A 24,602-nucleotide genomic window follows, 5' to 3' on the forward strand; every position below is an offset into this window, starting at 1 on the left:
AATAGATATGGAAGACATGACATTTGAACAGGCGATGAAACGTCTGGAGGAAATTGTAGCCCAGCTGGAAGCCGGAGAGGTGCCGCTGGATAAGAGCATGGCGCTATTTGAAGAGGGAACGAAACTCTCTGCTTATCTGTCTGGCCTGCTTGACCGCGCCGAACAGAAGGTAACGATGGTGACAACGCAAAATGGCGAAGAAGTTGAGCTGCCATTTGATACGCAGGAAGGAGAATGACAGATGACACTGAATGAACAGCTTGCAGCCTACAGTGCAATGGTGGAAAAAAAGCTGATGGAATATTTGCAGCCGCAGGAAGATAAAGGTCAGAGTGTAATTTTTGAGGCATGCCAGTATTCTGCAATGGCAGGAGGCAAGCGCCTGCGTCCTGCACTGGTGCTGGAGTTCTGCCGACTGAGTGGTGGAAAGATCGAAGCGGCGCTGCCGTTTGCGTGTGCACTGGAAATGATTCACACATATTCTCTTATTCACGACGATCTGCCGTGCATGGATGATGATGACCTGCGCCGCGGCAAGCCAACCAATCATAAAGTGTATGGCGAAGCGATGGCAGTGCTTGCCGGCGACGGCCTGCTCAATCTGGCATTCGAGACCGCGTCTGACCCGGCAAACACCGCGCTGGTCAGCGCTGAAATACAGCTGAAAGCTGTCCGCGCGTTGTCACGCGCCTCTGGTATGGAAGGCATGATCGGCGGTCAGGTTTTGGACATGAAGGCTGAAGAAGAACAGATTTCGCTTGACCAGCTCAAAACCCTTCAGGAACTCAAGACAGGCGCACTGATTTGTGTTGCAGCACAGCTTGGCTGTCTGATTGGCGGTGCAAGTGAAGAACAGACGGCAGCAGCGCTGGAATACGCACGCTGCATCGGACTTGCGTTTCAGGTTCAGGATGACATTCTGGATATCGAGGGCGATGAGGAAGCACTGGGCAAGCCAATCGGCTCGGATGCTGAAAACGGCAAGAGTACATATCCGTCGCTGCTCGGCGTAGAACGCTGTCATGAGCTCGTGCGTGAGCTGTCGGAGCAGGCCATTCAGGCATTGACGCCGTTTGCAGATACCGGCATGCTGCCGGCACTCGCACGTACACTGGCCGAGCGCAAGTATTAAATCAATCTAGAATAAATTGTAAACAAATGGAGCGACAACTTGCAAATTTCTAAACAATATGGTAAATTATGAAGCGGTGGCGCAGTATTCTAGTCAGTTCTTTACGTTCCTAAGACGGGCCTAAAAATCCGTAGACGGGCATATCGATGAAGTCCCTGGTGTTTGCTTCTTACGCCCAGTTTGGGGTGGATGCTGGGGGTTAAGGTTTCAGGGCGTCTTTCAATGGCATGAAATCACGACCCTGTTACCGTGGAGACCTGTTGCTGTGGAGCACCTATACATCTTCAGATTGATGGATGCTCTACGGGGCAGGAGAAGAACCTGCAATGCGGTGCAAAGTACCTTTACGGTCCAACGACGCTGTGTGCAGTGTAGCCTGCCTTGAGTGGGCATGGTGAATCGGGTGTCCGCAGGTTGTTGTCACGGCCATGGCATAATCTGTATTGACCTGTGAAACCATGTCTGCAAAAGAGGCTAAGAACGTGGGGAGCTGTCGCGGAAAACGCCTAGACTGTCGTAACTGGGCAGGCAGAGGATTGCAGTACGGACTAAGTGGCAATTCGGTCCCGGAATCGGTGACGACCCGGCACAGACCATAATGGGAAACCGCCAGCTGGCAACGGCTGGTCGCCTGCGGGGAAATCCAACCGAACCTCAAGCCGTAAGATTTACTCTGTCTGCTGCCACCCTTGATGAAAAAGTAATACGGCACCATTTCGCTGTTTTTGAAGTGTCCCTGTCAAGGAGACTGAGTAAAAAACAAAAATATCTGGTTACATAATCCCGCCTTGCTGTGCAGCAGGGCGGGATTTTTATGCTGTTTTATTTGTAAATCTGCGGAGCTTCTGTCAGCGCATAAATCGGAATTTGAATCAAAGTTCAAATTGTATATGGATACCCGCTGTGTGAAGAGGGACAGCAAATAAATCACAGTAAAAATCAAAGGAATCAAAGACAATATGTATTTTCTTTGGTATATTATAGATACTGTGTGAGATAAACAGACGAACGATTCAGGAAAGTTGGCACGGTCGCCTGAGGGAATCCTGTGTGGTTGGGAGAAGGAATATAATGAAAAAGAAGATGAAATTTCCTGCTCTGTCGGGAACCCAACTGGGGATGATACTGACCGGCAGCCTGTGTCTGCTCATTGTCGGTATGATTCTGGTGATACAGAGCCGTCTGGAACGTCAGATTTCGACAGATACAGAACAGACCATATATTATGACAGGCATTATGCGATGCTGCTGGAAGATAACGAAGATCCGTTCTGGGCATCCGTCTACGACAGTGCGAAACAGACAGGAGAGGAGGAAAATGTCTGTGTGGAGCTGGTTGGAGAGAGCCTGCCGTTATCACTTGATCTGGCGGACAAGCTGTCCCTTGTCATTCATTCCCGCGGATGGCATTATCATCCGCTCGGACGCATCGCAGGAGGTAAATGATCTGATTGCAGAGGCAAAGGAGCAGGATATTCCCGTTGTTTCTGTGATAGATGATTACAGCGGACAGACACAGGATTATGTCGGCGTCAGCAGCTATGATGTTGGACAGGCGTATGGACAGCTTGTACTCGACTTGCAAAAGACAGACGAAGTGCAGAAAGTCACAATCTTGCAGACGGCGGAGGATTCAGAAAACACCATTCGGAGTGTAGAAGCCAGCCTGTTGGAAGTGCTGCCGGATGAGATTGCTCTTGACAGAAAAATAATCGAGGGCAGCGATACATTTTCGATTGAGGAGAACATACAGGATTTTATCCTGTCGGAAGATGCGCCGGATGTACTGATTTGTATGAGCACCGTTGCTGCAATCTGCGCCTATCATATAGTCGTGGATTGCAATCGGGTCGGTGACATTCAGCTGCTGGTGAATTACGCGACTGGCGAAATACTCGATGCAATTGAAAAGGGCGGTATCTTTGCATCCGTATCATTAGATACGCAAAAGCTGGGCAGCAGCTGCGTGCAATGCCTGGATGATCTTGTGTGCGAGGGGAAAAAGAGCAGCTACCGTTCGATTCCACTGAAAGTGATTACCATTGACAATGTGGCGGAGTACCGCAGCACCCTGGAGGGAACGCAATGAAAAAGCGGATTAGATCGCACCTGCAATATTGTTCTCTGAGAAAAAAGATTGGATTCGTGTTCGGCATGACAATGATGCTTGTATGCCTGGTCAATCTGGTTACTTATATGAATCTGAATCGGCTTGAAAAAACGGTCAATTCTGTCTATGACAACAATCGGAATCTACAGCAGATTCTGACAACCATGGAGGAAATCCAGTCCAATGTCTATGCATATCTGAATACCAGAGGAACGGATGATCTGGAAGGCTATTATCGAGCCAGTGCGGATTTTCGGGAATATATGGAAGCGTTTAACGACCAGCCGACCAATGATTTCATTCAGCTGCGGGAGAAAAATATCCGTTCACAGGGAGAAACCTGGCTCGGCTTTACAGAACAGGCGATCAATGCCAAACGTGGACGGGACATCGCGGGCTATGGTCGGGCATATCAGCAGGCGGAAGAGGTGTACCAGTATTTACAGATAGAACTGGAAAGCCTGAGTACAGAGCTGTTTTCCAGAAGAACAGAACAGTATCAGATGCTTTCACAGTCTCATCAGCGCATTTTGGTGCTGAGCATTTGTGAAAGTCTGATGGTGCTGCTTTTCAACCTGTTGGCGCTGCTGTGTTGCCTCGATCACTTTACACAGCCGCTGGATGCGCTGGCGGGGCATGCAGAACAGGTTGGTAAGGGAGAACTTGACCTGCCGCCGCTCACGGTACAGAGTCATGATGAGGTAGGCATTGTGAGCGATGCATTCAATCGAATGGTGCAGAGCTTGCAGAAATACATTGTCCTGCTTCGGCAGCAAATGGAGGCGGAAAGCCGGCTGAAGGAGGAAAATCTGTTGATGGAAGTGCATCTGAAGGATGCACAGATGGGTGCGTTACAGGCACGCATCAATCCGCATTTCCTCTACAATACCATGAACGCAGGCGCACAGCTTGCCATGATGGAGGATGCAGACCGGACGTATGCATTTTTGGAAAATGTCACAGATTTCTTCCGATACAACACCAAAAACAACGGCAAAGAGACCTGGCTGGAAGAGGAAATCACACAGGCGGAAAGCTATATCTATATTATGAATACGCGATATGCCGGCGAGATTGATTACCAGTCCTGCTATCCGGAGCGCCTGCCGCGCGTCCGCATTCCGGGCATGGTGTTTGCAGCCGCTGATGGAGAATGCAATCGAACATGGCATACGCGGGCTGGAAGGATATAAGCGGCTGCGACTTTCTGTCAGAGAAGAGGAGGATTGAATCATTGTCGAGGTGGAAGACAACGGCGTCGGAATGTCCGCAGAAAAGATCGAACGCCTGATGCAGGAAACAGAACAGTTCCATCCGGTCGGTGAAAGGGGAATTGGTTTGCACAATGTAATCAATCGCTTGCGCCTGTATTATGGGACGGAAGATGCGGTCATGATTTACAGTGAGGGAAAAAATAAGGGAACACGGATTCAAATCAGGATTCCGAGGGAGGTACAGGATGTATCGGATCATGCTGGCAGATGATGAAGGGTTGGAACTGACTGCACTGAAATATATGATAGAACGAAAATTCGGCAGCCAGTGCGAAATACAGACGGCACGGAGCGGACGGGCTGCGATTGAACTGGCGGACAGCTTCCGGCCGGATATTGCGATCATGGATATTCAGATGCCGGGTATTAACGGGATTTATGCAATGCAGGAAATCTTACCCAATCACCCGGATATGCAGTTTATCGTCCTGTCCGCGTATGATAACTTTGACTATGCACAAAAATCAATCAAGCTCGGCGTGCAGGAATATCTGACCAAACCGGTAAAAAAGGATCTTTTGCTCAAGACGCTGGAAGATGTCACGGAAGAGCCGCAGCAATGATCTGCAACTGCGCGAAAAGTTGGAAACCGCACTGCCGATGCTGGAGCATGGCTTTATCTATTCCGTCATCATGGGGCAGGATACAGCGGGACTGATGGAACAGTATCGGGAACTGCTGGGGATTCATCAGAAATATGGCTGTTTTCTGGTGCTGGCGGCACAGCCCCCGAAGAAGGATGCGGACAGTATCCAGTGGAACCTCAATCTGAACCGCATGTATGAGAGAATACGCGAATTGACGCATGAGATTTTCTCCGCTATCTGCGGCCCTTTGATGGGGGATAAAGTGTTGTGCGTGGTGATGTGCGACACGCAGGAGGACGAATATACAACACGCCTGCATATGATGGAGCAGGCAAAGGAGTTGAACCGAAGGCTGACTACAGCCGTCGGACAGCAGTTCCAGATTGGAATCGGCTCAGTTGTTCCGGTCAAAGAGCTGGCACGGTCACATAAGCAGGCAATCAATGCACTCCGGCAGAACAAAGGTGAGGTGTGTCATTTCAATGATCTGCCGCTGCAAAAAAGCTGAGAGAAAGGGTATCCGGTTGATCTGGAATATCAGCTATATGAAGAAGTCAGGTGCGGGGACGAAAATGCAGTTCAGACCGCAGAACAATTTTTTGACTGGATGCTGATGATCCATGGAGAAAATGTGACGGATATCAAGCTGAAAACACTGGAACTGGTGCTGCAGTGTGAGAATCGTGCGTTCCACACGGGCGGCCGAGAATACCGCTTTCTGGAACGGCATGGCTATCTGGAACAGATCAACAAAACCAGCGAGATGAAGGAGCTGAAGAAATGGTTTCAGGATAGAATCCGCAATGCGCTGGAAAGTATACATCTGACAAAGGAACACCAGACGATTGACATGGTAAAACGGGCTGAGCAGTATATTCAGCAGCATTATACGGAGGAGCTCACACTCAACCGAGTGTCTGAGATCATCCATGTCAGCCCGCCATACATCAGCAAACTGTTTAAGGAAAAGCTGGGCATGACATTTTTGGAATATCTGACGCGGCTCCGTATGGAGAAAGCAAAGCAGATGCTGCGGGAGACACAGGAGAGCATTCGCAAGATTGGATGTGATGTGGGGTATCAGGATCTGAAGTATTTTAGCCGGGCCTTTAAGAAATATGAGGACGTCACACCGAGGGAATATCGAGATAATGGGAGCAATATGGAATGAAAAAATACTGGCGGCAAGTCTGCTGCTCTGTCTGCTGCGGAATATGCCTATGACATCGTCAGCGAGGAATTGCAGAAAGGCAATAAAATTGACGGCGTCATGTGCGGCAACGACGATCTGGCCGGTCAGGCGTTCCAGGCGCTGTCGGAATACCAGAAAGCAGGACAGGTGGTGCTGGTAGGACAGGATGCAGAGCTGTCAGCATGCCAGCGGATTGCAGAGGGAACCCAGACGATGACCGTCTATAAGCCATTTATCGAACTGGCAAGTCTGGCGGCGGAATATGCGGTGCAGTTGAGCCGGGGAGAGACACCGCAAACAGAGGACACCGTATACAATGGAAGTATCTTCGTTCCGTGCTGCATGCTTGAGCCGACCGCGGTCACAGCAGATAATCTGGACGAAGTTATCATCCAGAGCGGCTTCCATTCGCGTGCACAGGTGTACCGCAATACTCCAGATACGGACAACAAATAGCTGTACGATTTTAAAGAGACCTTCGGGTCTCTTTGAGCCTGTCGAAGAACCCGGCTGCGCATTAAGCGAGAGCCAGATTTTGGCACATATAGGGAAAAAGCCGGAAAACTGGAATAGGGAAATGGATCTTCCACTTCCACATAGCCAGCTTTTTCAGATTCATGGCAGCAAATTTAAGCTTCACCCAGTTGGTAACTTGAGCCAAGCCTCGATATTGTGTATAGCGCATACCATGCTTTTCTTTGGCATCTGCAAATACACGTTCAATCTTTTGTTGTCGGAGTTTATATAAGTCACGATATTCAGTCATATGACGTGCGTCTTCTGCCAACTCTACATAATCAGCCCATACGTGTCTGGTGACAGTCTTTTCAAACTTTGCACTCGATGTACACAGCTCTCTGGTCGGACAATGTTCGCAGACGTATGACCTGCTCTTATATTCACGATATCCATCTTTGTTCGTTGTTGCATAATGAAGTGTTTTATACTCCGGACAGATTACACAATCATAATACTCATCATAAACATATTTCCACCATTCATGACCGCCTTTCTTTGTCATTGGACGTTTATATGCTGTAGATAATACTCTTCCACTCTCAAAAATACGTTTACAAATCGAAGGAGTTTTGTAGGCGCTGTCTGCTACTATCGTTTTATGTTCTGGGTAATGTTCGCAAAGCTGGTCATATAACGGGTCAAATGCTACACTGTCATGTACATTTCCTGCTGTTACTTCTACGTCGAGAATAAAATTATGCTTGTCACAGGCTGTATGCGCTTCGTAGGCAAAACACTTCTTGTGTTCACCTTTATGGAATACGCCGGCATCCGGATCCGTTGTCGAAACTGTTATTTCTTTCTCCTTTGGCGGTGTTGAATCGTCATCATCGTTGAATGGCTTTTTGTCGTGTTCTTCGCGATCTCTGTTAATTTCTTCCCGCAGCTCCTTTGCATATCGTTTTGCTTCAACTGGAACAGCTTTTCGTGCTTTTTTCTTCATGTTTGCACTTGCTTTGATATGTGTCCCATCGATAAAAATTGCACTCGTATCCAGAAATCCTTCCTTTGCTGCTGTGTTCAATATCCACCGAAATATATATTCTACAGTTGCTGTTGTAAAACGATGCTTAAAATTATAGCTTACTGTTGAAAAATGCGGCACCTGCTCATTCAATGGATAACCGATAAACCACCTGTATGCAACATTCATATTCACTTCTTCCAGCGTCCGCCGGAGCGATGGTATCCCATATATGTGCTGTATCATTACAATCTTAAACAATACTACCGGATCGATACTTGGCCTGCCGTTGTCCTTGCAGTACAAATCATCTACAAATTCATAAATTTGTTTGAAATCTACTGCTGCATCTATTTTCCTCAGTAGATGATCCTCGGGCACTAACATATCCAGACTTACAATCTCTACTGCCTCTCTGTTTTCCTTCCCTTTTACTATCATTTTATCACCTGTCTCTCTTATCTTTATTATAACAGAAAAAGCCGCCTTTCGGCGACTTTTTCGACAGGCTGAAAGAGACCTTCGGGTCTCTTTCTTTTTGTGCTAGTCATTGTAACATATGCATTTTGCTGAATAGAATCATCCAAAAAACGGCTTGATTTGTCTATTTTGTTTGGCGCATAGTTGGCGTATCATAAATACAACAAGGAAATCCTGAAAAAAAGACAGGATTCTACAAGCGGAAATGGAGGTATCCATTATGAAAAAGAGATTGATGGCTATGCTGATGGCAGCGGTTATGGCGGTCAGCCTGACTGCCTGTGGCGGAGGCGGAAGCTCAGCGGGCAGCGACAGCAGCGGCGGAGACGGCAAGGCAAAAATCGGCCTGTCCATGCCGACGCAGTCGTTGGAGAGATGGAACCGTGACGGCGCATATCTGGAAGAGCAGTTCCAGAATGCCGGCTACGACACCATTCTGACCTACTCGGACAACGATTCCGGTAAGCAGGTCAATGACATTCAGAATATGCTTGCTGATGGCGCCGATCTGCTGGTCATCGCAGCGATTGACGGCGAGGCGCTGAACACCGCGTTGGACGAAGCGGCAGAAGCAGGTGTTCCGGTTATCGCATATGACCGCTTGATTAAAAATGATGCGGTGTCCTATTATGTATCCTTTGATAACTATACGGTAGGCACACTGCAGGGCCAGTTCGTCATCGACCAGCTGGATCTGGACAATACCGACAAGACCTACAATATGGAGTTTACCGCGGGTGATCCGGCAGACAACAATGCAGGCTATTTCTTCAACGGTGCGTTTGATACACTGAAGCCGTACATTGATTCCGGCAAGCTGAATGTTGTTTCCGGCCAGAAGGATTTCAACACGGTTGCTACCGAGCAGTGGAACACCGACGTCGCACTGGAGCGCGCACAGAATATTCTTGGTTCCTACTACGCAGACGGTACACAGCTGGATGTATGGCTGTGTTCCAATGACTCCACCGCACTGGGCGTTGCACAGGCTATTGAGTCCGACTACAAGGGCAACAACGATATCATCATCACCGGGCAGGACGGTGACGAAGCAAACCTGAAGAACATCGTCGACGGCAAGCAGACTATGACGGTATATAAGAACGTATCCAATGAATGCATTGCCACGCTGGATCTGGTAAACGGCATTCTGGATGACAAGACAATCGATCAGGACTTCATCGATAAGGCTGGCTGGGAGTTTGACTGCGTATATGATACCACCTCCTACCAGACCTCCGATGGAAATAACTGCAACTCCCTGCTTCTGGTTCCGGCAGTTATCACCAAGGACAACTTGCAGGATCTGGTCGACACGGGTCTGTACACCATGGGAGACGACGGGTATCTGTCTGTAGCACAGTAAGAAACCGTTTGTTATTATCATTCACCTCTGAGCTTGCGGCAGACGGGGCAATGCCCTGTCTGCCGGCTCGAAAAGCGGCGATGGAGATACAGGAAGGAGGAGACCTGTTTGGGCAGACATCATTCTGGAAATGAAATCCATTACAAAGGAATTTCCGGGTGTCAAGGCACTGGATAATGTCAATCTGGTTGTCAAACGTGGCGAAATTCATGCGCTGATTGGAGAGAACGGCGCAGGCAAATCCATCCTGATGAACGTCTTGTCCGGTATTTATCCGGCAGATTCCTATACGGGTGAGATTTATTATAATGGGGAGCTGTGCCAGTTCAAAACGCTGAAGGACAGCGAAGCGAAGGGCATTGTTATTATTCATCAGGAGCTGGCTTTGATCCCGCTGCTGACAATTGGAGAAAATATGTTCCTCGGCAATGAAATTAAGACGAAATCAGGTTTCATTGACTGGGATAAAACGTATCATGAAGCAGAAAAACACATGGCGCAGGTAGGTCTGTATGAATCGGCACAGACGCTCATCAAGGACATCGGCACCGGCAAGCAGCAACTGGTTGAAATTGCAAAGGCATTTTCCAAAAATGTCAAGCTGCTGATCCTGGATGAGCCGACCTCTTCACTGAACGATGAGGACGCAAAGATGCTGTTGGATCTGCTGATCGCCTTTAAAAAAGAGGGACTCACCTCGATTATTATCACACACAAGCTCAACGAGATCATCTATTGTGCGGACAAGGTTACGATCATCCGCGATGGCGCCACCATCGAAACGCTGGTCAAGGGCGTAGATGAACTGAGCGAAGAGCGCATCATCAAGGGAATGGTCGGCCGCGCTATGGAAGACCGTTACCCGAAGCGCGAACCGTGCATCCATCCGGAGGTTCTTCTGGAGGTAAAGGATTGGACCGTGCACCATCCGCTGTATCCGGAGCGCATTGTCGACGACCATATTTCCTTCAAGGTACATAAGGGAGAAGTGGTCGGCTTTTCCGGCCTACAGGGCGCAGGACGTACTGAGCTGGCAATGTCCATCTTTGGACGAAGCTACGGACAGAATATCAGCGGCGAGCTGTATCTGAACGGCAAAAAGGTACATCTGAAGAATCCCAAGGACGCAATTGAACATCATATGGCATATGTGACTGAGGACCGAAAGGTCAACGGTCTGGTTCTGGATGAGAGTATCCGGTTTAACACGACCCTGGCAGCCATGCAGAAGATTTGCAGCGGCGGCGTGATTGACAAGGACAAGGAAGTTCAGGTCACAGAGGATATGACTCGGGCAATGGGAACCAAGACCCCGTCCATTGAGCAAAAGGTCAGCCATCTGTCCGGCGGCAATCAACAGAAGGCTCTGCTCGGCAAATGGATGTTTACCGAACCGGATGTGCTCATTCTGGATGAGCCAACCCGAGGCATCGATGTCGGCGCAAAATATAATATTTACTGTCTTGTCAATAAAATGGTGGCGAGTGGAAAGTCCGTTATTATGATCTCCTCGGAGATGCCGGAACTTCTGGGCATGTGTGATCGAATCTATGTCATGAACGAAGGCAAGATGCTGGCTGAACTGGATGCGAAAACTGCAACACAGGAGAGCATCATGAGCTATATCATCCGTTCCACCGTAAAATAATGCAAAGGAGCGTGCAAAATGAAAAAGGAAACCAAGTTTAATCTTGTGGCGTTTATGACCAAGTATTCAATGGTCATTGCCCTTGCAGTCGTTTTTGTCCTGTTTTATTTCCTGACAAACGGAAGACTGCTGTATCCGCAGAATATGTCCAACCTGATGCTGCAAAACGGCTATGTTCTGGTTATGGCTTGCGGCATGCTGCTCTGCATCCTGACAGGCGGCAACATTGACCTTTCTGTTGGCTCTGTTATCTGTCTGGTCGGCGGTGTCGCAGTCGTTATGATTACCAATAAGGGTATGAATCCAATCCTGACCATCGTTATCTGCCTGCTGATCGGCCTGATTGCCGGTGTATGGCAGGGCTTCTGGATTGGTTATGTACGCATTCCGCCGTTCATCACTACACTGGCCGGCATGTTCATATTCCGCGGTATTGGCCGCCTTGTTCTGGACAGCAAGACAGTTTCCGTACAGAATAAGACCTTCCTGAACATTTTTACAGCATATATCAAGATTCCAGGTCTAAAGCTGGGCATCATTGCAGTTTCCCGTGACTGCTTTCCGATTGCACTTTCCACGCAGCGCCGCGAGAACATTGTAAAGGCATATGGCGAAGAAATTTATAATTGTACCGTAACCGTAGAGAATGAGTTGGATATGCTCAAGGCAGTTGCAGATGTAAAGAAAGTCGGCTGCAATGCGCTGGTTGTCTTCCTGGGGAATTTCGGTCCGGAGACCCCGGAAACACAGATTGCACAGAACTTTGACGGTCCATGCATGTTTGTCGCAGCTGCCGAAGGCGACGGCGATATGATTGACGGACGCGGCGATGCGTATTGCGGTATGTTGAACTGCTCATATAATCTGGGCATGCGGCATCTGAAGGGTTATATCCCGGAATATCCGGTGGGAACAGCTGAGGAAGTCGCACAGATGATCCGGGAATTTGTCCCGGTTGCCCGCGCCATTATCGGCATTTCCAGTCTGAAGATTATCACCTTCGGCCCGCGCCCCCAGGACTTCTTCGCCTGCAATGCACCAATCAAGGGACTGTATGAGCTGGGTGTTGAAGTAGAAGAAAATTCCGAACTTGATCTGCTCGTTTCGTACAAGGAGCATGCGGACGATTTGCGTATTCCGGCAGTCTGTGAGGATATGGCGAAGGAAATGGGCGAGGGGGTCTATTATCCTGAACTGAGTGCCCGCATGGCACAGTTTGAGCTGACGCTGCTCGACTGGGCAGAAAACCACAAGGGCAGCAAGAAATACGTTGCATTTGCCGACAAGTGCTGGCCGGCATTCCCGAGCCAGTTCGGTTTTGAACCATGTTATGTTAATTCCCGTCTGGTTTCCCGCGGAATTCCGGTCTCTTGCGAGGTAGATATCTATGGCGCGCTGTCCGAGTATATCGGTATGTGTGTATCGGGTGATACCGTTACGCTGCTGGATATCAACAATTCAGTACCGAAGTACATCTATGACGAAGATATCAAGGGCAAGTATGCATGCGATCTGACGGATACCTTTATGGGATTCCATTGCGGCAACACGCCGAGCTGCAAGATGTGCGCAAGCCGTGCTGTGAAATACCAGTTGATCCAGCACCGTCTTCTCGAGCCGGAAGGCTCAGAGCCGGATTTCACCCGCGGTACGCTGGAGGGCGATATCGCTGCCAGCCCGATTACGTTCTATCGTTTGCAGTGTGATTCCGACGGCGTCCTGCGTTCGTATATTGCAGAGGGCGAGGTACTTGACGTACCGACCCGCTCCTTCGGCGGAATCGGCATCTTTGCCATTCCGGAAATGGGCCGTTTCTACCGCCATGTGCTTATTCAGAAGCGTTATCCGCATCATGGTGCAGTTGCCTTCGCGCATGTCGGCAAGGCGCTGTTTGAAGTGATGAAATATCTCGGCGTACAGGATATTGCATACAATCAGCCAAAGAACTTGCCGTATCCGACGGAAAATCCATTCTCCTGATGTTCCCTTTCCTTACTTCCTTTTTGTTTCCCATACCTGCCCAGTGCGGTATGGGAAACAAAGATACCAAAGCTGCTGCATAAGGATTGTGATTGAAATGATGAAAAAAGAGCACAGAAAACATCCCCTGACGCAGATGAATCTGTTGCTGCGCACCGTGATCGGTGGATATCTGTTGTATCTGGTTTATCTGCTTCGGAATGAATTCGGAACGCTTCCGTTTACCATCGCAATGGCAGTATTCCTGATAGCAGCAGTGATACTGATTGTCGATTCTGTCAAACGAATCCTGACCGGACAATATGACATTCCCGGCGCACAGGATGAGGAAGGGACGGATGAACAGGAGGAAGTATGATTACAAAAGACTTTTTTGGAACAACCTGCGGAGGAGATCCTGTTACGCGATATACGCTGACCAACCGGAATGGTATGACTGTATGTGCGCTGGATTACGGCTGTGTCATTCAGTCGATTGTGATACCGGACCGGGATGGAAGCGCAGTGGATGTTGTACTGGGATATGACACGCTGGAAGGCTATGAGCAGGGAAGTGTGTTCCATGGCGCATTTGTCGGACGGTATGCCAACCGCATTGCGGCAAGCCAGTTCCCTTTGAACGGAAAAACCTATCTGCTGCATCCAAATGAAGGAAAAAATCATCTTCACGGCGTCTATCCCACGAGTATGTTTCAGGCTGAGACCACGGAAAACAGTATTGTATTCCGCAGAATAAGCCCAGACGGGGAAGAAGGCTATCCAGGTAACGTAGAGCTGGCAATCACGTATACACTGACGGAAAACAACGAACTGGTTTTGGATTATCAGGCAGTGTCGGATGCAGATACGGTCATCAACCTGACCAATCACAGCTATTTCAATCTGGATGGTCATGGTGCCGGTTCTGTCGCAGAGCAAATGCTGTGTATAGGCGCATCCCGATTCACTGTTGTGAAGCCGGACAGCATTCCGACAGGAGAGCTGCGGCCGGTAGCGCATACGCCGTTTGATTTTCGCACTGCGAAGCCAATTTACAATGCCAATTTTGTGCAGGAAGATACGGCACTGTGCAAAGCGAAAAACGGCGCAGTATATACAAAGCGCGGCGCGTTTTGTCTGGAAACCCAGCATTTCCCGGATTCCCCGAATCATCCTGATTTTCCCTCTGCGATTCTGCGGAGGAATGAACAGTATCATGAAACTACAATTTACCGGTTCAGCATTCAGGGCTGATTCTATATAGCTCCTGTATTGCTTCCGTACAAACAAGTTCATTACACAGCGGCCCCGCAACAAAAAATAAAACATTACTGGAACAACGACAACATGTGGAACCGCTGTGTAGAAATAAAAAACAAAAGGGCATAAATCAATACGGACAGCTGCTTTCATAGTCGGTGCAGCCTCTGTTATTCGTCACTTTCTCGATCAAATACCAGAGTCGATGTACTTTTTGTTTTTTTATCGGTGTAAGGCAGGTAGAGCGCATCGGTTCTTTCCATTTTATAAGTGATGCTCCGGTCGTCTTTCATGGACTGCCAGGAATGAGGGGGATCAAAATCTACCTTTTATAAATGAGTGGATGAAATCTTCTCCCTATGATATAATGCTCTTAGGATATTTTTTGTAACAGTACGCTGCTGTTTTAAGGAGGGCTATGTATGAATGGTGTTTTGATTCTTGTCCTGTTTGCGTCGGTTCTTTCTCTGGCGTATGCCGTGTTCAACTTCTTTGACGTAAAGAAAATGGACGAAGGCACGGAGCAGATGTCTGAGATTGCGTCTGCAATCCGCGTGGGTGCGAATGCGTTTATTCACTATGAATATCGTATCTTATTTTCGGTGGCGCCCTCCCATTTATTTTTTCCGGTATCCTGATCGAAGCAGTTGCCAAGGCTGCCCGCAAGATGGTCGATGAGGTGCGACGCCAGTTCCGCGAAATGCCCGGCATTCTGGCTGGCACGGCCAAGCCGGATTATAAAACATGTATTGAAATTTCTTCCAGAGGTGCCATCGGTGAGATGAAGATTCCGGCTCTGCTGGCGGTTATCGTTCCAGTCCTTTGTGGCTTTGTATTTGGCCCGGAATTTGTCGGCGGTATATTGATTGGATCTACAATTTGTGCTATCATGCTGGCTATTTTTACCGGAAATGCAGGTGGCGCATGGGACAATGCCAAAAAGTATATTGAAACAGGTGCCATTGAGGGACACAGCAAGGGCTCTGAGGCTCATAAAGCAGCCGTTGTCGGTGATACCGTAGGTGATCCGTTAAAAGACACCGTTGGGCCGTGTCTCGATATCTTTATTAAAATTATGGCAAATATTTCTCTGGTCACCGTATCAATCTTCAGCCAGTACAATCTATGGAGCTGGATCAGCAGCATGTAAAACAGGTAGATTTATTTGAATTGCTTTTTTGAGACACGTTTAGCAGGAGGACATACCATGATTGATTATACAGAAGGTGCCGGTTATCAGTATCATATCGGATTAAAGCCGGAGCAGGTCGGGAAGTATGTGATCCTGACCGGTGATCCAAAGCGTTGTAAAAATATTGCAGCCTATTTCGATCATGCTGTTTTGGAGGCTGACAGCCGTGAATTTGTCACGTATACGGGTGAATGGAATGGGACACGGATAAGTGTGACCTCTACCGGGATCGGAGGTCCCTCGGCAGCCATTGCACTGGAGGAACTGGTGCATTGCGGTGCGCATACCTTTATCCGTGTCGGAACGAGTGGCGGTATGCAGCCGGAAATCATGGGTGGAGATTTGGTCATTGCGAGTGGTGCAGTCCGAATGGAAGGCACAAGCAAAGAGTACGCGCCGATTGAGTTTCCGGCAGTTGCTGATGTAACCGTCGTTCAGGCGCTTGCAGAAGCTGCCAATGAGTTGGATGCAACGCATCATATTGGTGTGGTTCAGTGCAAGGACTCCTTTTACGGTCAGCATGAACCGGAAGCCAAACCGGTGGGCTATGAGTTGATGAACAAATGGGATGCATGGATTCGCTGCGGATGCCTTGCCTCTGAGATGGAGTCTGCTGCCTTGTTTGTTGTGGCAAGCTGCCTGCGTGTGCGGATCGGTACAGTTTTGCTGGTGCTTGCCAATCAGGAGCGTGCGAAGCGCGGGCTCAGCAACCATCAGGTGCATGATACGGATCTGGCAGTGAGAACAGCTGTCAGGGCAATAAAAAAGCTGATCGGGCAGGAAAAACAGTAACAATTTTGACGCCAGCTGCATAAAAGTGAAATCATCCGGCAAGGCTGGTAAAAGCGTTTCCACAGCAACGGCAGGGTATGGATAGGAAGAGGAGGCCGAATTACAGTGTCATTACAACAAGACAGTTTTGCATTAAAAGGTAATATCTGTTACAGTATCAATCCCCGGGAAGTGTATTGTGGTGAAAACTGTTATGTGGTCTGCGCAGAAGGACGATCTGCCGGTGTATTTCGTGAACTGCCAGAGCAGTTTTCCAAGCTCCACGTATATGATTGCGGCGATTGTGTAATCATTCCCGGACTGACAGATTTGCATACTCATGCACCACAGTTTGCCAACCGCGGAATGGCAATGGATTTGCAGCTGCTGGACTGGCTGAACACATATACCTTTCCGGAGGAAACAAAATTCGCAGATCTGGAATATGCCCGGCGCGCGTATGGAATGTTTGTCCATGAACTGAAGCAGGGAGCAACAACACGTGCCTGCATCTTCGCAACAGTTCATGTTCCGGCTACTGTTTGGCTGATGGACGAATTGGAGCGCAGTGGATTGTGCACATATGTCGGCAAAGTGAATATGGATCGCAACAGTCCGAAGGAACTTGTGGAACGTACAGCAGATTCGATTGCAGACACGACAGCATGGCTGAGACAGATTGACGGGCGTTACAGCAGAACAAGCCCTATGCTGACTCCACGGTTTATTCCAAGCTGTACCGATGAACTGTTACGGGAGCTGGGGCATATGGCACAGCAATATCAGCTTCCGGTGCAGTCACATTTGTCGGAAAATCCGGCAGAGGTGGCATGGGTAAAAGAGCTTTGCCCCTGGGCAAAAACCTACGGACATGCCTATGACAAATGGGGCCTTTTTGGAAGCACGCCAACCATTATGGCACATTGTGTCTGGTGTCCCGATGCTGAAATGGAACTGATGAAAAAGAACGGCGTTACGATTGCGCACAGCCCATCTTCCAATAGAAATCTTTCTTCGGGAATTGCGCCGGCAAAGGACTGCCTGGATGCCGGACTGAAAATCGGTCTGGCAACCGATTTGTCCGCCGGAGAATCGTCATCCATTTTGAAAGTGATGTCGGATGCGATTGCAGTTTCCAAATTGCGCTGGCGCTATATAGAGGAACAGACACCACCGTTAACGATGGAAGAGGCTTTCTATATGGGTACGATTGGAGGCGGCAGTTTCTTTGGCAAGGTCGGCAGCTTGGAAGCTGGCTATGAATTTGATGCTGTTGTGATAGATGACCATGAATTGATACATCCACAGGAGCTGACCCTTCATCAGAGGCTGGAACGAATCATTCATTTATCTGCACACTGTCACGTTGTGAAAAAATATGTGCGTGGAAGAGAAATTTTTCTGTGAAGTATGCGCTTTCAGACCTTTTTCTATCGGCGCATGACATATCAGGTAAAAATACACGACAATGAGAAAAACCACGATCCACTCTCCGCCATGGAGAATGGATCGTGGTTTTATATGCAATCCTGTTCACAAAATTCCGCAGCTGACAGCAGGCAGCCGCGCTGTTTGGCCAGTTCCATCAGCTGCCCATTTCTGCGGTTCATGGTTCCGGTCTGTTCCAGACAGCAGATAACGGTACTGCACTGGCGTATACTTTCTTCCGCCCGATGGAATGTGGCTTCACTGATTGGCTCAAATGCTTGCTCTTCGATGATTTGTGCTGCCAGTGCCTGCGCAATTGGATAATCCAGATCATTGGTGTGCAGGATACCGGCTACAAACGGGATGCCACGCCGCTGGAGCCTGCGGTAAATGGGGATGCCTGTACCGCCGCCGCCGATGACAAAAACCTTTGGCTCTCCCTGCGGTGCATCCAGCTCCAGAGACCCATAAAATTCATTATAACTGCCGCGGTTTACACGATACAGATCGCGGATATAGGTACCGGTAAAGATATCTTCCGGTGGTCCATAGCGGTCAATGTGGTCGTCTTTGATGCAAACGACGAAATCGGAAATCTTTTGTGCCAGATCCAGTTCATGCAGTGACAGGATGACAGCAAGATTTTTCTGCCGCACCAGGTCTTTTAAAATGGAAAGCAACTCCAGCTTGTGCCGGATATCCAGAAATGAGGTCGGTTCGTCCAACACCAGAATATCCGGCTCCTGACAGATTGCACGTGCCAGCATGACACGCTGCCGCTGTCCGTCGCTGATACAATTGAAATTCCGGTCGGCAAGTTCGGTCACATGCACCAGTTCCATTGCTTCTGCAACCTGTTTGTGGTCGTAGTCTGACAAAATACCCAGACGTCCGGTATAGGGAAAACGTCCGGATTCCACGACTTCCTCGCACCGCATCAGCTCCGGCTCAACCCAACCGGTCATCATGATTGACACCGTTCGCGCGAGTTCCTGCTCCTTTATCTGGTGGAGTGGTTTGTCTCCGATCCACACCGTTCCCGCAACCGGTTCCAGTTGGCGGGTAATGCTTTTCAAAATTGTGGATTTTCCGGCGCCATTCGGCCCGATCAGTGTCAGAATCTGTCCCGGGCATACGGAGATATCGATGCCGTGAATCAGTGGCTTTTTGTTATATCCGACAGTCAGCTGCTTTGTGTGAAGAATGGCTTCTTTCATATTTCCGTCACCCCTTCTGCGTTTTGCCGCCACGGTGCAGCATCATCCAGATGACAATCGGAGCACCGAAGACGGCAGTTACTGAACTGATGCTGAGCTCTGTGGGCGCAAACGTCGTTCGGGCAAGCAGGTCACAGAACAGGCAGAACACGGCACCGCCTAAAAAGCTCGCCGGAATAATCAGAATTGGTTTTGCTGTGCGGAACAGGCTCTTTACCAGATGGGGCACAGCAATTCCGACAAAGGAGATCGGTCCGGCAAATGCCGTGACGCAGGCGGACAGGATGCTGGACAATAGAATCAGTTCGATACGGAATCGTCGGATATTTACCCCGATATTCTGCGCGTACATTTCTCCGAGCTGATATGCGCCCATCGGTTTGGAAAGCAGGAAGGTGAGAAGCAGGGAGATAAATACGACCACTGTCATTGTCCGCAGATTGCTCCAGTTCATGCCGGAAAAGCTGCCCATCGACCAGTTGTGCAGATTGACAATATTGGAATCATCGGCAAAGGTAACGACAAAATCCGTGACGGCGGAACAAATATAGCCGATCATCACGCCGCTGATAACCAGCAGGGACATTTTCTTTACCTGATTGGAAATCAGGAGTATGAATCCCATCGAGATCATCGAACCGACAAAGGCGGCAACAATCAATGCAGCTGAGTTCAGGACAATCCCTTGTCCCAGAGCAAAAATCATGACCAGTGCAACAACGAGCTTGGCCCCGGAGGAAATACCCAGAACAAACGGGCCTGCAATTGGATTGGCAAAAAAGGTCTGCAACAGAAAGCCGGAAACAGACAGTGCACCGCCCAAAATAGCTGCCGCCAGCATACGGGGCAGGCGGATCTCCCAGATAATTGCCGTATGGTCTGTCTGTTCTCCCGACAGAATGTGTAGCACTTGTCCGGCGGACAAGTGGACGCTGCCCGCATTGAGGTTCAACAGAAACAGAAGCAGCAGGAGCGCGGCCAGTACAATATATCCGGCCAGATACCGCAGACAACGGGTTTGTTTCATTGTGCACCTCCTGTCACTTCAAACGGTGTAAAAAAGTAAGTTGGTCGACAGCGTCTGCCTCACCGGTAAGAATGGCATGCAAATCGGATACCATATCAGCAGCTCCGGTGGTCTGCTGGAACATATTCTGTTCTGTGCACCATACATTGTGCTGTTGAACAGCTTTGAAATCCGCCAGCAGTTCACTCTTTTGCAGCAGTTGCTCAATGGTATCCAGTTCCCCATCAATGGTACTGTTATAAATAAGGTAGTCGGCATCGCGCGCAGCGTCGTAAAATGCCTCCATCTGCATATTCATCGTGGACAGCGCATTTTCGTCCACATTCAAATCCTCCGCGGAGAGAATATAGGTTCCGCCCGCCAGTTCGATCATTTTGGAAATATAATCTCCGGGCTTGCGTACATTGACATATCCACTGGAGCTGATATAAAAGAATGCTACGGTTTTACCAGTACTGTCACCGGTCAGGATATTGTCCAGTTGGGAAACTTTTTCATCGAAAAATGCCTCCGCTTCGTCGGCTTTGCCGAGAAGCAGGCCATACAACTTGATCCATTCCATGCGTCCCAATGGGTGGGATTCATAGCTCGAACGCTCCACCATGACCGGAATGCCCAGACTTTCCAGCTGTTCCTGGGTTTCCGGGTTGTGATAAATCATGGTGGATTCAATTGCCAGCCCACAGTTTTCCGATAACACGGTTTCATAGTCCGGTGTATTGTATTTTCCAACATACAGAATTTTCTCCTGCTGGATTGCCTGTTGAACTTTGGGCAGGCACCAGTCTGCCAGCTTGGTACTCGTCATACGGACGCTGTCTAACGACTGCAATCCGCTGAACAGATCCATGGCAGAGGATGCCGCTACGTACAGGTTTTCCAGCGGCTGTTGCAGGATAGTAATGTCGCTGTCCACACCGTCGGGAACTGTTCCATTCTCCGGAACGAGCAGATACCGGTCGGAATCTCCGATGGTAATGAGGGAATAGCCGCCGGCATAATACTCCACCTGAAACTGGCTGGCATATTCCAAGTGCATGCTGCCGGTGGGCTTCCGGTCTGCCCGGTTATTTGCAGAATCCGATGCTGCGGAGCCGCAGCCGGACAGGAGAGGAAGACAGAAAAAGAAAAGCAGAACAGCTGCCAACCGCCGCTGTTTTCTATGCTGCATCATTTTTTCTGAAGGGTTGAGGAATCGAAGTACAGCGTGTATTCGATTTCATGCGGCGTGCTCATGGCGGTCGTATCTGCGGAAACCGGCATCTTGTAATCAAATCCGGTCACAGGAATCTCGAACGTAGAATTGCCTTCTGTATTCAGACAATTGAATTGAGTTCCATCCACTTTCATATAATCATAATTGGCACTGCTCCAGATGATTTTAGCCGTCACATTTCCATCTGCGACGGTCAGTGTTGCCGGAGATTCCACGCTTGCACGGCCAGAGCCGCCTTCCAGCGAGACATCAATCGAATAGGTGCCGTCTTCCAGATTCAGGCTTTCCGGTGTCGTTATCGCGTTGTTGGAAAGGGCATCGGCAGGGAGGGAGTCTGCACGGAAGACCAGTGTCCGGTCATACCACTTTTCCTTGTTTTTGCTGAATGCTGCACAGTCAATGCCCGCATCCAGTGCTTCTACCGGAACGGTGAAGGTGTGTTCTCCCTTTTCGTTTTCCTCAAAGGGGATATAGCTGCTTTGCTGCGCCTGTGCGGCTTCTTCTCCGGTGCCCATGAAGACATACAGGTAACCGGTGCCTCCCATCGTCATGACAGCAGTCATGTTGCCGTTCTGGACAGTTAACTCACAGCTGGTGATATTGAACATAGAGGAGCTGGAGTCCACTGTGACCTGATATACGCCGTCTTTTACATCGCTGCCGGGAACAGGCTCCATATCGTCCTCCACAACCTGCTCCGGTTTTACCATTTCCGATGCGGAGGCAACCTGGCTGCTGGCAGAGCCTGTATCGGCAGAGCCGGAGGTGTCAGCACTGGAATCTGCGCCACAGCCGGACAGAAGGGACAGCACCAGTGTCAGTGCAGCCATAACAGAAAGAAATTTCTTTTTCATTTTGTTCTTACCTTTCAAAAGGGACGGCTCGAAATGCTCCGAACCGTCCCATACGATTGTGATTTCGACTTACTGATTCAGAGAATCAATGGCCTCCTGTGCATGGTCGATGTAAATCTGACGGATTTCCTCGTTTTCGCCCAGACCGTGAAGCACGCATTCAACCTCATAGCCTGCGTCTTCAAATATGGTTTTCCACGAACCCTCTTCATCGCCTGCCATATCGTTGTTGGCATGATCGCCGGCTACGACCATCAGCGGCTGCAATACAACACGCTTGTAATTGCCTGCTTTTACAGCTGCCAGTACATCGTCCAGAGAAGGCGTTGCTTCGACAGTGCCGACAAAGTAATTCTTATAGCCATCGGCCGTCAGCTTGTCCTGCATCTTCTGATAGACCTGATTGGATTCCGCTTCTGTGCCGTGACCCATAAAGCAGATTGCGGTTTCGCCGTCGTCATACTCCTTCGTCCATTCTGTGATTGCCTTTTCTACTCTTGCAAAGTCGTCATCACTCGTCAGGAGCGGCTTGCCAAATGCAACCTTGTCAAATGCATCCGAATATTCAGCGACCTTGTCCACCAGCTCCTGATATTCCAGACCGTCCATCAGATGGGTAGGCTGTACGACCAGGTTTTTGACACCGTTATCCACGGCGCGGTTCAGTGCCGCATCAACATCGTCAATCAGGATGCCATCGCGCCTTTGAACATGGTTGATAACAATGTTTGCGGTAAAGCCTCTTCTGACAGAATAATCCGGGAAAGCTGCTTCCAGATCATTCTCGATTGCACCGATGGTCAGGCGACGGCTGTCGTTGAAGCTGGTGCCGAAGCTGAGGACAAGAAGCTCGTTTTCACCGATGTCATCCTGATTGCGGACATTGTCCAGCGAAGCATCACCGGTATTGTAGTTCTCCTCATCTTCTTCACTGACTGCGGTAGCAGCAGAACCGGTATCAGCAGAAGCATTTGCCGAGCCGGTGTCGGCTGTGCTGCCCGAGCTGGACGAGGAGCATCCGGCCAGCAGCATTGTGATTGTTACCGAAAGGGTAAGCAGTAAAGCGGTCAATTTCTTCATTCTATGACCCTCCTTTTAAAGTTTCCAAACAATTGGATACAATAAAAGTACAGAAACTACATACCCCTCTACCGGCGGGAGAAAAGAAAAAGCTCTTTCCCTTAAGCCGGGTAAAGAGCAATACGATTAAACCACTGCCATATGCAGCGGCAAAACGGTACGATCAATACCTCGTGATCTGGAATATACCATTCCTGTACCAAATAACCGGCAGGTTTCCTGACTCAGGGATCATCGTACAAAGCAGCCTTCCCAACAATGTTGTCAGTGGCTGTGCCGAAGCACATTTGCTTTATCCTTTCCCATTACAGTGACGAGATCGCACAGGATTTACACCTGTTTCCCTTTTACCCTCTGGCACAAAACCAGAGGCACCGATTATTTTGATTCAATTGTTTTGGTTCACGTCCGGAACTGCCCCAGACGATTATAGTGTGTATTATAACATGGAGGGACACGGAATGCAATGTGTGTCTTGCCGGGGTGCGCGGATGGAATCGCAAATTGATTGCTTTTCCACACTTCGCCATGTGCGCGGGAACAGGGCGACGGGACGGATGCCGGGCTTCATGGGGAGCGGGGAATGGTCGGTTGACAAAATTTTTGTTTATGGTATGATATAAACATCTTAATGTGCCCGAAAGCCGTTAAGATTGCCTCTTCTTTCTCAGGAGGGCAACAAAATTGAACGATAAATGGAGGTCAGGTCACTTGGACAGTGATTCCGGCAAACCGAAGAAAAAAACAAAAAACAAACAGAGTGGCGGCGTGAATGTCCGATGGATTGTGACCATCAGTGTGGTCAGCTTCTTTATGTCGGTCACCATGTCGTATCTTTCGCAGCGTGCGCTGGAGAATGTGGGCAATATTGTGGCATTTGTCATTCTGCTCGCATTCATCGGCTTCGGCATCATCTTTGACATCATCGGCGTGGCGTCCACGGCCTCGTCGGAAAAGCGTTTTCACTCGATGGCGGCGCGGAAGGTGCCGGGCGCGAAGCAGGCGATTTGGATCGTACGCAATGCGGAAAAGGTCGGCAGCTTCTGCAATGACGTTGTTGGCGATATTTCCGGCATTATTTCGGGCGCAACGAGCGCAGTCATTATTACACATCTGACGAATAACGCGGCAGACCTGCGGTCGGTTCTGCTTTCGCTTGCGATCACAGGCTGTGTCGCTTCGCTGACAATTGGCGGCAAGGCAGTCGGAAAAACATTGGGTATTTCACGCAGTGAGGATATTGTTTTTCTCGTCGGCCGCCTGCTGGCCTTTTTTTCGTGGAAAAAATAAGCAGGCATTTGCCTGATATGGATTGGATTCAGGGAT

26 protein-coding genes, 1 pseudogene and 1 riboswitch are annotated in these 24,602 nt (G+C 49.2%); of the genes and pseudogenes, 21 read left to right on the plus strand and 6 right to left on the minus strand.

Annotated features, from left to right (window positions below):
* Positions 1-7 precede the first annotated feature (7 nt).
* The 10 genes from xseB (at position 8) to ACLM7Z_RS10425 (ending at position 6,751) form a co-directional block, all read left to right on the plus strand.
* Positions 8-238 carry an exodeoxyribonuclease VII small subunit gene (gene xseB, locus ACLM7Z_RS10380; protein ID WP_330395860.1) on the plus strand — a complete coding sequence of 77 codons (231 nt, stop codon included), beginning with the start codon at positions 8-10 and terminating at the stop codon, positions 236-238.
* 3 nt (positions 239-241) lie between these two features.
* Entirely contained in the window at positions 242-1,132 is an 891-nt protein-coding gene (locus tag ACLM7Z_RS10385) for a polyprenyl synthetase family protein (protein WP_087021633.1), read from the plus strand.
* A 1,071-nt stretch (positions 1,133-2,203) separates the two neighbouring features.
* Positions 2,204-2,578 (plus strand): hypothetical protein, encoded by a 375-nt coding sequence (locus ACLM7Z_RS10390; RefSeq protein ID WP_165761163.1) that lies wholly within the window; start codon positions 2,204-2,206, stop codon positions 2,576-2,578.
* Positions 2,517-3,221, plus strand: a complete 705-nt coding sequence (locus tag ACLM7Z_RS10395; RefSeq protein ID WP_273350576.1) for a substrate-binding domain-containing protein — start codon at positions 2,517-2,519, stop codon at positions 3,219-3,221. Before ACLM7Z_RS10390 ends, ACLM7Z_RS10395 begins: the two co-directional genes overlap by 62 nt.
* The gene (locus ACLM7Z_RS10400; protein WP_087021628.1) at positions 3,218-4,435 is read left to right on the plus strand and encodes a histidine kinase; all 1,218 of its coding nucleotides are present in this window, start codon (positions 3,218-3,220) and stop codon (positions 4,433-4,435) included. Before ACLM7Z_RS10395 ends, ACLM7Z_RS10400 begins: the two co-directional genes overlap by 4 nt.
* Positions 4,436-4,484: 49 nt before the next feature.
* The gene (locus ACLM7Z_RS10405) at positions 4,485-4,727 is read left to right on the plus strand and encodes a sensor histidine kinase (protein WP_435644991.1); all 243 of its coding nucleotides are present in this window, start codon (positions 4,485-4,487) and stop codon (positions 4,725-4,727) included.
* Positions 4,702-5,079, plus strand: coding sequence for a response regulator (locus ACLM7Z_RS10410; protein ID WP_087021622.1), 378 nt, complete (start codon positions 4,702-4,704; stop codon positions 5,077-5,079). The genes ACLM7Z_RS10405 and ACLM7Z_RS10410 overlap by 26 nt, the downstream gene beginning before the upstream one ends.
* Complete coding sequence (locus ACLM7Z_RS10415; RefSeq protein WP_087021618.1) at positions 5,054-5,611, plus strand: hypothetical protein; 558 nt, start codon at positions 5,054-5,056, stop codon at positions 5,609-5,611. Before ACLM7Z_RS10410 ends, ACLM7Z_RS10415 begins: the two co-directional genes overlap by 26 nt.
* Before the next feature lie 123 nt (positions 5,612-5,734).
* On the plus strand, positions 5,735-6,274 hold the full coding sequence (locus ACLM7Z_RS10420; RefSeq protein WP_165761160.1) for a helix-turn-helix transcriptional regulator: 540 nt from the start codon (positions 5,735-5,737) through the stop codon (positions 6,272-6,274).
* Positions 6,275-6,301: 27 nt separating this feature from the next.
* Positions 6,302-6,751, plus strand: a complete 450-nt coding sequence (locus tag ACLM7Z_RS10425; RefSeq protein ID WP_087021613.1) for a substrate-binding domain-containing protein — start codon at positions 6,302-6,304, stop codon at positions 6,749-6,751.
* Between the two features lie 61 nt (positions 6,752-6,812).
* Here the strand turns inward: ACLM7Z_RS10425 and ACLM7Z_RS10430 are convergent, their stop codons facing one another.
* Complete coding sequence (locus tag ACLM7Z_RS10430; protein ID WP_435644792.1) at positions 6,813-8,219, minus strand: IS1182 family transposase; 1,407 nt, start codon at positions 8,217-8,219, stop codon at positions 6,813-6,815.
* Positions 8,220-8,478: 259 nt separating this feature from the next.
* Here ACLM7Z_RS10430 and ACLM7Z_RS10435 point away from each other — a divergent pair, with 259 nt between their 5' ends.
* From ACLM7Z_RS10435 to ACLM7Z_RS10480, 10 genes and pseudogenes are all read left to right on the plus strand, one after another.
* Entirely contained in the window at positions 8,479-9,624 is a 1,146-nt protein-coding gene (locus ACLM7Z_RS10435; protein WP_435644992.1) for a substrate-binding domain-containing protein, read from the plus strand.
* 130 nt (positions 9,625-9,754) lie between these two features.
* Positions 9,755-11,272, plus strand: coding sequence for a sugar ABC transporter ATP-binding protein (locus ACLM7Z_RS10440; protein WP_087021607.1), 1,518 nt, complete (start codon positions 9,755-9,757; stop codon positions 11,270-11,272).
* 156 nt (positions 11,273-11,428) lie between these two features.
* Positions 11,429-11,716, plus strand: a pseudogene (locus tag ACLM7Z_RS10445) (ABC transporter permease subunit); the annotation flags it as partial.
* A gap of 63 nt (positions 11,717-11,779) precedes the next feature.
* Positions 11,780-13,252, plus strand: a complete 1,473-nt coding sequence (locus ACLM7Z_RS10450) for an L-fucose/L-arabinose isomerase family protein (protein ID WP_242969872.1) — start codon at positions 11,780-11,782, stop codon at positions 13,250-13,252.
* Positions 13,253-13,349: 97 nt separating this feature from the next.
* Positions 13,350-13,610: a hypothetical protein gene (locus ACLM7Z_RS10455; protein ID WP_087021604.1), complete on the plus strand. Its 261-nt coding sequence runs from the start codon at positions 13,350-13,352 to the stop codon at positions 13,608-13,610.
* Positions 13,607-14,485 carry an aldose epimerase family protein gene (locus ACLM7Z_RS10460; RefSeq protein ID WP_087021601.1) on the plus strand — a complete coding sequence of 293 codons (879 nt, stop codon included), beginning with the start codon at positions 13,607-13,609 and terminating at the stop codon, positions 14,483-14,485. Before ACLM7Z_RS10455 ends, ACLM7Z_RS10460 begins: the two co-directional genes overlap by 4 nt.
* A 428-nt stretch (positions 14,486-14,913) precedes the next feature.
* Positions 14,914-15,129, plus strand: coding sequence for a sodium/proton-translocating pyrophosphatase (locus ACLM7Z_RS10465; protein ID WP_087021599.1), 216 nt, complete (start codon positions 14,914-14,916; stop codon positions 15,127-15,129).
* Positions 15,129-15,641 carry a sodium/proton-translocating pyrophosphatase gene (locus ACLM7Z_RS10470; RefSeq protein WP_435645772.1) on the plus strand — a complete coding sequence of 171 codons (513 nt, stop codon included), beginning with the start codon at positions 15,129-15,131 and terminating at the stop codon, positions 15,639-15,641. The genes ACLM7Z_RS10465 and ACLM7Z_RS10470 overlap by 1 nt, the downstream gene beginning before the upstream one ends.
* A gap of 60 nt (positions 15,642-15,701) precedes the next feature.
* Positions 15,702-16,475, plus strand: coding sequence for a uridine phosphorylase (gene udp, locus ACLM7Z_RS10475; protein WP_407922970.1), 774 nt, complete (start codon positions 15,702-15,704; stop codon positions 16,473-16,475).
* A gap of 105 nt (positions 16,476-16,580) precedes the next feature.
* A complete protein-coding gene (locus ACLM7Z_RS10480; protein WP_087021587.1) occupies positions 16,581-17,861 on the plus strand; it encodes an amidohydrolase family protein in 1,281 nt (426 codons plus the stop codon).
* Positions 17,862-17,971: 110 nt separating this feature from the next.
* On the opposite strand, the gene ACLM7Z_RS10485 is transcribed toward ACLM7Z_RS10480, so the two are convergent.
* The 5 genes from ACLM7Z_RS10485 to ACLM7Z_RS10505 form a co-directional block, all read right to left on the minus strand.
* On the minus strand, positions 17,972-19,099 hold the full coding sequence (locus ACLM7Z_RS10485) for an ABC transporter ATP-binding protein (protein WP_273349856.1): 1,128 nt from the start codon (positions 19,097-19,099) through the stop codon (positions 17,972-17,974).
* Positions 19,100-19,106: 7 nt separating this feature from the next.
* On the minus strand, positions 19,107-20,126 hold the full coding sequence (locus ACLM7Z_RS10490; RefSeq protein WP_087021582.1) for a FecCD family ABC transporter permease: 1,020 nt from the start codon (positions 20,124-20,126) through the stop codon (positions 19,107-19,109).
* A gap of 13 nt (positions 20,127-20,139) precedes the next feature.
* Positions 20,140-21,165 (minus strand): ABC transporter substrate-binding protein, encoded by a 1,026-nt coding sequence (locus ACLM7Z_RS10495; RefSeq protein ID WP_273349852.1) that lies wholly within the window; start codon positions 21,163-21,165, stop codon positions 20,140-20,142.
* A gap of 131 nt (positions 21,166-21,296) precedes the next feature.
* Positions 21,297-22,196, minus strand: a complete 900-nt coding sequence (locus ACLM7Z_RS10500) for a hypothetical protein (RefSeq protein ID WP_087021576.1) — start codon at positions 22,194-22,196, stop codon at positions 21,297-21,299.
* Between the two features lie 69 nt (positions 22,197-22,265).
* Positions 22,266-23,276: a sirohydrochlorin cobaltochelatase gene (locus ACLM7Z_RS10505; RefSeq protein ID WP_087021573.1), complete on the minus strand. Its 1,011-nt coding sequence runs from the start codon at positions 23,274-23,276 to the stop codon at positions 22,266-22,268.
* Between the two features lie 192 nt (positions 23,277-23,468).
* Positions 23,469-23,670, minus strand: a riboswitch (cobalamin riboswitch).
* 290 nt (positions 23,671-23,960) lie between these two features.
* Between ACLM7Z_RS10505 and ACLM7Z_RS10510 the strand changes: the two genes are divergently transcribed.
* Positions 23,961-24,566 (plus strand): hypothetical protein, encoded by a 606-nt coding sequence (locus ACLM7Z_RS10510; RefSeq protein ID WP_435644993.1) that lies wholly within the window; start codon positions 23,961-23,963, stop codon positions 24,564-24,566.
* The last annotated feature ends 36 nt before the right edge of the window (positions 24,567-24,602 follow it).

The sequence above is a fragment of the Butyricicoccus porcorum genome, assembly GCF_051246315.1.
GTDB lineage: Bacteria > Bacillota > Clostridia > Oscillospirales > Butyricicoccaceae > Butyricicoccus_A > Butyricicoccus_A porcorum.

Bases quoted from the DNA above. Each gene is read 5' to 3' on its own strand.
- xseB (WP_330395860.1), top strand. From the start codon at position 8: ATGGAAGACATGACATTTGAACAGGCGATGAAACGTCTGGAGGAAATT.
- ACLM7Z_RS10385 (WP_087021633.1), top strand. From the start codon at position 242: ATGACACTGAATGAACAGCTTGCAGCCTACAGTGCAATGGTGGAAAAA.
- ACLM7Z_RS10390 (WP_165761163.1), top strand. From the start codon at position 2,204: ATGAAAAAGAAGATGAAATTTCCTGCTCTGTCGGGAACCCAACTGGGG.
- ACLM7Z_RS10400 (WP_087021628.1), top strand. From the start codon at position 3,218: ATGAAAAAGCGGATTAGATCGCACCTGCAATATTGTTCTCTGAGAAAA.
- ACLM7Z_RS10410 (WP_087021622.1), top strand. From the start codon at position 4,702: ATGTATCGGATCATGCTGGCAGATGATGAAGGGTTGGAACTGACTGCA.
- ACLM7Z_RS10415 (WP_087021618.1), top strand. From the start codon at position 5,054: ATGTCACGGAAGAGCCGCAGCAATGATCTGCAACTGCGCGAAAAGTTG.
- ACLM7Z_RS10430 (WP_435644792.1), bottom strand. From the start codon at position 8,219: ATGATAGTAAAAGGGAAGGAAAACAGAGAGGCAGTAGAGATTGTAAGT.
- ACLM7Z_RS10435 (WP_435644992.1), top strand. From the start codon at position 8,479: ATGAAAAAGAGATTGATGGCTATGCTGATGGCAGCGGTTATGGCGGTC.
- ACLM7Z_RS10440 (WP_087021607.1), top strand. From the start codon at position 9,755: ATGAAATCCATTACAAAGGAATTTCCGGGTGTCAAGGCACTGGATAAT.
- ACLM7Z_RS10455 (WP_087021604.1), top strand. From the start codon at position 13,350: ATGATGAAAAAAGAGCACAGAAAACATCCCCTGACGCAGATGAATCTG.
- ACLM7Z_RS10460 (WP_087021601.1), top strand. From the start codon at position 13,607: ATGATTACAAAAGACTTTTTTGGAACAACCTGCGGAGGAGATCCTGTT.
- ACLM7Z_RS10465 (WP_087021599.1), top strand. From the start codon at position 14,914: ATGAATGGTGTTTTGATTCTTGTCCTGTTTGCGTCGGTTCTTTCTCTG.
- ACLM7Z_RS10485 (WP_273349856.1), bottom strand. From the start codon at position 19,099: ATGAAAGAAGCCATTCTTCACACAAAGCAGCTGACTGTCGGATATAAC.
- ACLM7Z_RS10490 (WP_087021582.1), bottom strand. From the start codon at position 20,126: ATGAAACAAACCCGTTGTCTGCGGTATCTGGCCGGATATATTGTACTG.
- ACLM7Z_RS10495 (WP_273349852.1), bottom strand. From the start codon at position 21,165: ATGCACTTGGAATATGCCAGCCAGTTTCAGGTGGAGTATTATGCCGGC.
- ACLM7Z_RS10500 (WP_087021576.1), bottom strand. From the start codon at position 22,196: ATGAAAAAGAAATTTCTTTCTGTTATGGCTGCACTGACACTGGTGCTG.
- ACLM7Z_RS10505 (WP_087021573.1), bottom strand. From the start codon at position 23,276: ATGAAGAAATTGACCGCTTTACTGCTTACCCTTTCGGTAACAATCACA.